6 protein-coding genes are annotated in these 8,340 nt (G+C 63.6%); 3 read left to right on the top strand and 3 right to left on the bottom strand.

What is annotated here, in order from left to right; genetic code table 11:
- Positions 1 to 428 precede the first annotated feature (428 nt).
- A complete protein-coding gene (locus tag EOA29_RS17390; protein ID WP_245464893.1) occupies positions 429 to 1,313 on the top strand; it encodes a hypothetical protein in 885 nt (294 codons plus the stop codon).
- Between the two features lie 21 nt (positions 1,314 to 1,334).
- Here the strand turns inward: EOA29_RS17390 and EOA29_RS17385 are convergent, their stop codons facing one another.
- The 3 genes from EOA29_RS17385 to EOA29_RS17375 all read right to left on the bottom strand — a co-directional run bounded on the left by EOA29_RS17385 (position 1,335) and on the right by EOA29_RS17375 (position 6,220).
- A complete protein-coding gene (locus tag EOA29_RS17385) occupies positions 1,335 to 2,858 on the bottom strand; it encodes a hypothetical protein (RefSeq protein WP_126092262.1) in 1,524 nt (507 codons plus the stop codon).
- A 72-nt stretch (positions 2,859 to 2,930) separates the two neighbouring features.
- Complete coding sequence (locus tag EOA29_RS17380; RefSeq protein WP_126092263.1) at positions 2,931 to 4,040, bottom strand: cellulase family glycosylhydrolase; 1,110 nt, start codon at positions 4,038 to 4,040, stop codon at positions 2,931 to 2,933.
- 20 nt (positions 4,041 to 4,060) lie between these two features.
- The gene (locus tag EOA29_RS17375; RefSeq protein ID WP_127221197.1) at positions 4,061 to 6,220 is read right to left on the bottom strand and encodes a GumC family protein; all 2,160 of its coding nucleotides are present in this window, start codon (positions 6,218 to 6,220) and stop codon (positions 4,061 to 4,063) included.
- Between the two features lie 240 nt (positions 6,221 to 6,460).
- Between EOA29_RS17375 and EOA29_RS17370 the strand changes: the two genes are divergently transcribed.
- Together EOA29_RS17370 and EOA29_RS17365 are read left to right on the top strand one after the other, a co-directional pair.
- A complete protein-coding gene (locus tag EOA29_RS17370) occupies positions 6,461 to 7,873 on the top strand; it encodes a lipopolysaccharide biosynthesis protein (protein WP_126092265.1) in 1,413 nt (470 codons plus the stop codon).
- On the top strand, positions 7,870 to 8,340 hold a 471-nt coding region (locus EOA29_RS17365; protein ID WP_189478914.1), incomplete at its 3' end, for a glycosyltransferase. The genes EOA29_RS17370 and EOA29_RS17365, both read left to right, overlap by 4 nt.

The raw sequence follows: 8,340 nt of genomic DNA, 5'->3' as shown, positions 1-8,340 counted from the left end.
GGTCATTATCCTGTTCGTCCGCTGCCGGAGAATAGGCCGCGCCGTCCGGGCAGGCCGGAGCCGGGGCGCGATCGATCCTCCCATCAATCTTCTCTTGTGAAGATTATATTCACATATGAGATTTCGGTACAAGCGGAGTCGAACAGAAATTTTGGCCACACGGTCGAACCGAGAGTGAAACATGTGCGCGGGGCACAACGTTGCTCCCGGCCATTCCCTGTTGGCTGCCTGCGGCCCGACAGAGCCAGCTACGTCAACCCTCTTGGGTTGTAGAATTTGGAGGATCGGTTGTAGCGGAGGAGCACTGCGCGGTGTCGTGAAATATGGCCAATAAAATTGGCCCCGAAGGTGGTGTAATTCGTTAGTAATCGATCGTCAGGATAATATGGACCTCGATCACATCGAGTGACTTTTTTCTTGAGACGATTATGGCGGTTCTTGGTGCATTCCCTTCCGGTGTCGGCTGCCGGCCCTTCGATGAGGGGGACTGGGAAGGCGTGGCGGATTGCCTGCGCAGGGGCTTTCCGGAACGCAGCCGCAGCTATTGGATCGAGGCGCTGACCCGCCTGTCGCGTCGGCCCGCGGTCGCCGATTTCCCTCGATATGGTTTTGTCCTCGAGAAGTCGGGCAAGATCGTCGGCGCCGTGCTCACGCTCTATGCCAGGCACAGGGGCGTGGACGGCGACGAAATCCGCTGCAATCTCTCGAGCTGGTCGGTGGACGCGGAGTTCCGGCCCTATGCCAGCCGGATGATCGCGACGGTCATTGCGCGCAAGGACGTTGTCTATACCAATATTTCCCCGTCACCCGGGACATTGAAACTCAACAAGGCGTTCGGCTTTCGCCTGTTTTCCGGCGGACAGGTCGCCTTCCTCCCCGTCCTGAATGCGATGCCGCGCCAGGACCGCGTGCTGGAAGTCCGTTCGGATCTCGCCGAAATGGCTGAGCTCACCGACAATGAAAGATACATACTCCTGGAGCATGCGGCGCTGGGCTGCCTGTCGCTGATCTGCGTTTGCGACGGTGTGGCGCTGCCCATTGTGCTGAAGCCGCGCCGGATTTTGCATGGCCTTATTCCGTGCTGCCAGGTCGTCTACTGCCGCTCCCACGCGGATCTGCTCCGGTGCGCCGGGGCCGTGGGGCGCTTTCTCCTGCGGCGCGGCAAGTTGCTTTGCCTCGTCGATGCCATGGGCCCGATTGCCGGACTGTTCGGCAGGTATTTTCCCAACAAGGGACTGAAATATTTCAAGGGTCCGAGATCGCCCTTGCCGGGAGACCTGACATTCACCGAGATGGTGCTGTTCGGCTCGTGAAGGAATCGCGAAGCGGCTGAATCAGTCGGGCAAACCAACCCTCGCCGCCGCGGCCATGCGCCAGCGTGTTCCGAGCGACACGCCCACGAGCAAAAGGCAGAAGGCGAGGGCGAGAGGGGAGTAGAACGCCTCCTCCTGCAGCACGGCGTTGGCCGAGATGGTGGCGATGCCGACAAAACCGAACAGGAAATCCGGGTCGCCGGTTTCGATGAGCTGCCGGCGCAGCGCCACCAGCAGCGCCGCCAGGAAGCCGAAGAACACCAGGCTGCCCACGCCCATCTGGTAAAGCATGACGCCAACCGCGCTCTCGACCGGCACGGAGGCCGCTCCCTCGGCCTGAGCGCTTTGCCAGTTGAGATTGATGCTCGTGCTCGACAGGTTGCCGCCGAGCCCCAGCCCTTGCCCCAGCGGGTCGGCCAGGAAGTCGCGCATGCCGGCGATCAGGCCGAGGACGTGATAGTCGCCATGTGTTGCACCGTAGCCGATCGCCGCGGTTGTCCAGACCACGGCCAAACCTATGACGGCCGTAAGCGCCAGACCGGCACGGGAGGGCTTGTAGATCAGCCGCGCGGCAATCGCGACGAAAAGCATGAACGTCGCTCCCTTGGAGCCGATGACGAGCAAGAGCGGCAAGGCCGCGACAGGCAGCAACCATCGTCCTCTGAACAGGAGCCAGGCCGAAATGATGCTCAAGGCGTAAGCATAGCTGATCGGATGGAAGTTCGGGCCGCCGATGCGAAAGACGCTCGGCAGGATGTCGTTGAACAGCGGCGTGTTGAAGAAGGTCGTGGTCATCACGTCTTCGATCCCACGATAAACGAAACCCGTTTCCTTCAGCGCCTGCTCCCACACACCTGTCTCGACCTGCCGCGATATGCTGCGCTCGACGTAAAGGTCGCCGTGGAAGAGGCCGAGGAAATCCATGGTGAAGATCAGTTCGGCGTAGCCATAGATGATCGCGCCGGCGCCGAGCCAGAGCATGCTCTTGCGCAGATCGACGGGATAAAGGCTGGCGGCGAGGGCCGCGATGTGAAAGCAGGCGAGCGGTGTGATCGTGTTGCGGAAATAGACGACCGCGTCCTTGGGGCCGCCATGCACGACGCCGAGGGCGAAATAGAAGCAAACCGTTCCGCAAAGCACCATGCTCAGCAGCAGCCACGGGCGCAATTCGGTCAGCGCGCGGACACGGTGCTGAAACGAGGCGGCCAGGAAGATGCCGAACGCCGTCATCAGGATGATGAAGTTGGTGCCGCGCAGCGCATCGAATGTGTCGTTGTCGGGAATGTAAGGGGTGAACCAGGCGACCACGAGGTTCTGGTAGAGGAAGGCGCAGATGATCAGCACGGGGACGCCCGAAGGCATTGCGTTTGCAAGGATCAGCGTCAGCACGAAGGTCGCAGCAACCCCGAACGGCGTCCAGACGGCAAAGGAGGAGACGGCGAGCGCTACGACAAGCAAGGCGGTGCCGACATGCAGCAGGGCTTCGGGCGTGTCACGGCCCGGCACGCCCAGGCTGGCGGGCGAATAGGCCTGCGTCGTGCTCATCGGCGGCCCGATCCGGTCGTTGCTCGCCGCGGCAAGTGGTTATGGCGCCTTTCGTTCACGTCCGTTTCCCGCTTAACCTCCAAGGAGCGCGGCGATCATCGAGCGGTCGAATCCTTCGATACTCCGCCTGTCCCTGATGAAGCCGAAACCCTGATCGAGCTCCCAATAAGTCCATGCCACATGGTTCGCCTCCGCCGCCATGCGCACGGTGCGCACCCAGGACGCGCGGCTTTCGGGATCCACACAGAAATTGAGCACACCGAATTCGTTCAGCATGACCGGGCAATCGTGGTTCGCGGACCAGCGCGCCAGATCGACAAAATCCGCGGCGATCCGCGCCTCTGTCCATGGCGACGACAGTTCGTCTTCAACGAGGTTGGTGGCCTCTTCATCGCCGGCCGATCGAAGCTTGGAGAGAAGCTGGCGGACCGCCGTCATTTCGCTGCTCGCGGGAAAGGGCAGGTTTGCGATGCGGGCGAGCGGCGACGCATCCCAGTTCTCGCACTGATGGGTGAAGGCCATAGGCGCGTAATAGTGGACGGCGGCAATCTGGTTGTCGTCGGCGAGCGGCGGCGTGTCGGCGATTTCCCAGATACCCTGAAACCGTGCCGGTCCCCAGACCAGTGTGTGCAGCGGACAGCTTGCTCGCAGTGTCGCGGCGATCCGTTCGCGCAGCGCCAGCCATGCGCTCCGTTCCATGGGTGGCTCGTTGAGCAGCTCCGGATAGACCGATTCCGCCGGCAGATCGGCGACGACGACACGCAGCGCCGTCCAAGCCTGAAGCACGCGTCCGCCCGCGGCGTCGGGATCGCTCCGGAAGGCTGCCACCAGTTCGCCCGAGGGATGCATGTCGAGGAGAACGGAAAAGCCGAGCCCGACAAGGTCCCTGATCCCGTTCTGGATGCGGCGAAGCGTTGCCGGGTCGCCGCTGGAGACGAGATCGCCGTTTACCGGCAGCCGGATCGTTTCGAACCCCGCCTGGCGCAGCTTTTCAAGCGTGGCCGTGGAGGGGGCAAGTCCACCATCACGGTCGAGCCATCCGGGAAGGTTGAAGCCGCGCGACGGGACGCGGGCATCGGTGGTCGCCAGCGCGGCTGACCGTGGCAGAGGGCAGGTGGCGAGAACGGCTCCGGCGGCAAGAGCCAGCGCATGTCGGCGTGACACCTTGAGCGGCGATGTCATCGATCCACCGCCTCCATGGCTTATCCCCGGGCAGCAGAGCTGCGGCGCTGTTCGTCCACCGCTCGCGGACCGTCGACCGCTCCGACCGGCCGGACGCCGTCCGGCGCGACGACGAGAGTGGCGCTGCGGCCGATCTGGCCGGCGCCGAATTGCTGCGCAAGCAGCTTGGCGGCGTCCGAAGCCTGCTCGGACGGACCGAGCGCAAGAAGGGCAAGATCGGCTTTGGCGAAGAGTTCAGGATTCCAGCCGTTCTCGTTGAACGAAGGCGCGATCACGAGCACGAAATCGAATGCGCTCCCGGCCTCGGCCAGAATGCCGCGGAACGTGTTGCGATCCGCAACGCCAGGGCCTTTCCCCGCCACGGAGCCGCACACTACCGTCTGCAGACCGGTCGCGCCGTCGATGAACAATCCGGCTCCTTCCGTCGTCGAGCTGGACAGATGATCGCCAATCTCCACCACCAGCACATTCTGATCGGCCCGTTGCATGCCGATGCCCAGCATCGCGCCCGCGATCCTCGCCTCGAAGCTGCTGCGGATCGAAGATACGAGGATGACAAAGGGTTTGCCATGGTCGTTGAGGTGCAGGACCATCTGCCGCATGATCTTCAGGACGTCTAGCGAAAGCGTTTCGTTTCCGGTCTGGAAAAGCTGCTTCCTGATCGCCTTGATGTTGGAATAGGCGGTCCCGCCGGCAACGCCAGGCAGACGGTATTCGCCGAAATTGGCCGGCATCGGCAACGGCCGGGGGCTGGCGGGCGCGTTGTCCTTGCTGTCCACGGCCGGCTCCGGCGCGACATGCTTCGGCGCCTGCGGATGCTCTTCCGGCTGCGGGATCGGACCAAGCGCCAGCGCGAGGCCGCATCCGGCGAGAAGCTCCAGAACGGCGCTCACCAGGAGAAGCAGGACCGGCTTCGGCCATGTCGGCTGTACAGGCGGCGAGGCGACGCCGATCTTGCGCGCCTCGGAGGTCTGCACGCCCTGCATCTGGGAGGTTTCCTGGGCGCGCTTGAGGTAGTCGTCGAGCACGGCGCGCGCGGCCTGCGCCTTGGATTCCAGTTGCCGCAACTGCACCTGCGCGATGTTCGAGTTCGTGGACTGCTGACGCAGGGCTTCGAGCTTGTCCTGCAGCTTGCCGACATTCTGCACGGCAAGATCATAGTTGGCCTTCAGCTGCTGCCTTATCCGGTCGGCCTCGGCGGCCATGAGCCGCTTCAACCGCTCCAGTTCGGACTGAAGCCGTCCGATGGTCGGGTGACGCGGCCCGTACATGGTTTGCAGGCTGGCAAGCTCGGTGGCGCGCTGGTTGTAGTCGTCGCGCAATTTGATGGCGGAGGTCGAGGTAAGAATGTCCGCAAGCTTGGCGAGCCCGGCCGGCGAATTGCCAGCCGCCAGCGCCTGGTTGTATCGGTCCTTGGCCTGATCGGCGTCGCCCTGGGCGGCTATCATCTGCGCCGTGAGCTGATCGAGCTGCGACTGCAGCGTGCCGCCATCCGTCGAATTGACGATGTTGTGTTTCGTCTTGAAATCCTCGACCGCCCGCTCGGCGTCGCTGACATCCTTCTGCAGGCCCGAGATCCTGTCCGTCAGCAAGGTGTTCACGTCGCTGTTGGCGGTCTCGCGTTCTCCGACGAGGCCCGCCCGGTACTGATCGACGATGGCGTTGGCGATGCGCGCGGCCTTCTCCGGCGACGGCGATGTGAAGCTGACATTGATGACGTAGGTAAGTCCCTCGCGCTCCACCGAAACCTTGCTCTGGAAGCGCTTGAAGGCGGCATCCTGCGCCGAGTTCGCGCCGGCTCCGAACAGCGACAGCAGACGCGACACCGGGCCGACGCCGGCGAACTCCGGGTCGCTGCCGAGCTTCTGGTTCTTGAAAACCGCGCCCAGCAGGTCCGGCGATTGAATGACGAAGACCTGGCTGGCGATGGCGGCGCTGTCGGACCCGATCCCCGGAAGCACGTTGTTGAAATTGGTCGCGCGTGTGTCGCGGGGGTCGATCAGTATCGAGGCCGTCGCGGTATAGCTTGGTTTCGTCACCGCAAGATAGGAAAGCGCGAGCAGCAATGCCGCGCCGGCGATGGCAAGCACCATCAAGCGCCGCGCCCAAAGAATGGCCCACACGGCACCTATGTCGAACAGCGGCGGAAGAGTGCGCTCGTCGATCCTGGCTGGCTTCATCAATGTTCCTCGCGCGGAGCCGCGACCTAACGACCTCACTCGTCTCCACATTATTAAGGATTATCGTTAGCCATCCGTTAAGGGTGGCGGCGTGACGATGAGTTCGGCTTGGGCGCCGCCGGTAACCATGCGAAGCGTTCGCACTGGCGCGGTTGCGGCATTTTGCTTATGCAGGATCGGGTTTTGAGCGTCGTCGTAGGTGCTGGGTAGGCCCATCGCCGATCGTCTCAGGAGGCGACGTTGAAGGACAATACAGGGAACCGTGAGGCCGCCCAGGGGGCAGCGGCCAGCCCGGCGACCGACATGCGCATGTCGATCACAGCCCTTGCCAAGAGCGGCGCCGTGGCCGGCATCATCAAGCTGGCCAGCGCGGGCTTGTCCTTCCTCATGTTCGTGGCCGTGGCGATGGTGACGGACGAACGGGAGTTCGGCCTTTACAGCGCGACCTACGCCGGCGCGAGCCTGGTCTCTTTCTTCGCTTCGGTGGGCCAGCAAAGCACCGTGCTTAGGTTCTGGCCCCAATATGCCGGACTGGGCGATCTCGCCTCGGCTCATGGGCTGATGGCCCGCGCCATTCTCGTCGCGCTGGCCGGGCTGGTTGCCACCAGCCTGCTTATAGTCGTGGTGGGATTCCTGCCCTTCATCGGCAGGGGAACGCCGGAATGGCTCCCATTGTGCGTGGCGGCCGCGGTGCTGTCCTTCTCGCTCGGCTGGTCGGAGTTTACCTCCGGCGCTTTTCGGGCCAAGAACGCGCTCATATCCGGCTTGTTGCCGCGGGACATCATCTGGCGCGCGGCGACGATCGGCACCGTTCTCGTTTTGCATTTCATGCATGTGAAGATGGACGCGATTGCAGCGACCTACCTGACGGCGCTGCTGCTCGTCCTCTCGGTCGTCCCGCAAACATTCATCCTGGTGCGCGACACGATGCGGGCCGATCGCGGCGGTCTCACGGAAGGGCAAAAGCAGGAATTCAAGACCGTGACGCTCGGCCTGTGGGGCGTCACCTCGCTGCCGCCCGCGCTCGGCCAGGTCAGCACCCTGCTGGTGGCGATGATCCTGGGGCCGGAGGCCGCCGGCGCAATCTTCGTGGCGGATCGGACCACGCGTTTCGTGACGCTTGCGCTCAACGGTATCAACCAGGCGCTGGCGCCGCAGATATCGGCTGCCTTCTACAGCGGCGACAGGGCTCACGTGCAGCGCATCACCAGCCTCGCCGCCCTTGGCGGCTCGGCCATTGCGCTGTGCGTGCTGGCATCCTTCTGGATATTCGGCAACTTGATCCTGTCCATCTTCAATCCGGCCTATGCGACGCCGACCATGAGGGCGACGCTCGTCATCTTCGGCATAGGGGCGACGTTCGGCACCGCCTGTGGCCCGATCGAAATCCTGCTGCAGTTGACCGGCCTCCAGCATGCGCTGTTCAAGGTGCTTGTCGTCGTCAACATCATCGGGCTTTGCGTGACCGCGGTGGCAACCTACTACCTCGGATCCGTGGGCGCGGCGCTGGCCATTGCCGGGACCGTCATCGCCTGGACGTCCTTTGGGGTGTTGATCGCCCGGCGCAGAATCGGCATCAACCCGTCGATCCTTGGTCTGTCCCTGAACGGGGTCGGACTGTTGCCGCATGCCCTTCTGAGGGGACGCACGTGAAGATCGTCCAGGTGCAGACCCAGGCCGAGGCCGCGGGCGCGCAACGCATCTCCGACATGGTGGGCGAAGGATTGCGGGCGCGCGGGCATGAGGTGCGCACCGTCTTCATGTACCGGAAGACCGAAGCCTACGACAGCGATCCGAACGCGGATTTCGTCCTCAAGGAGCGCCCGCGCGGATTGCCGGGACAGATACGGGCAACCGTCGGCCTGGCGCGATATCTGCGCGCGGCACGCCCCGACGCCGTCATCACCTATCAGCACTACGGCAATATCTTCGGCACGGTCGGCGCCCGGCTGGCCGGCGTCAGGCACGTCGTCGCAAATCAGAGCGGCGCCCCGCACAGCAAGGGCGTGATGGGTCTTCTGTCGCAGATCGACAAGCTGATGGGCATGGTCGGCCTCTACCAGGCCAATGTCGTCAATTCCGGCTGGACGGAGGCGCAGTTCGATCGCTATCCACAAGCC

It is taken from the genome of Mesorhizobium sp. M1E.F.Ca.ET.063.01.1.1 (assembly GCF_003998155.1).
Taxonomy (GTDB): domain Bacteria; phylum Pseudomonadota; class Alphaproteobacteria; order Rhizobiales; family Rhizobiaceae; genus Mesorhizobium.
This window is presented reverse-complemented; position numbering and strand designations above follow the sequence as displayed.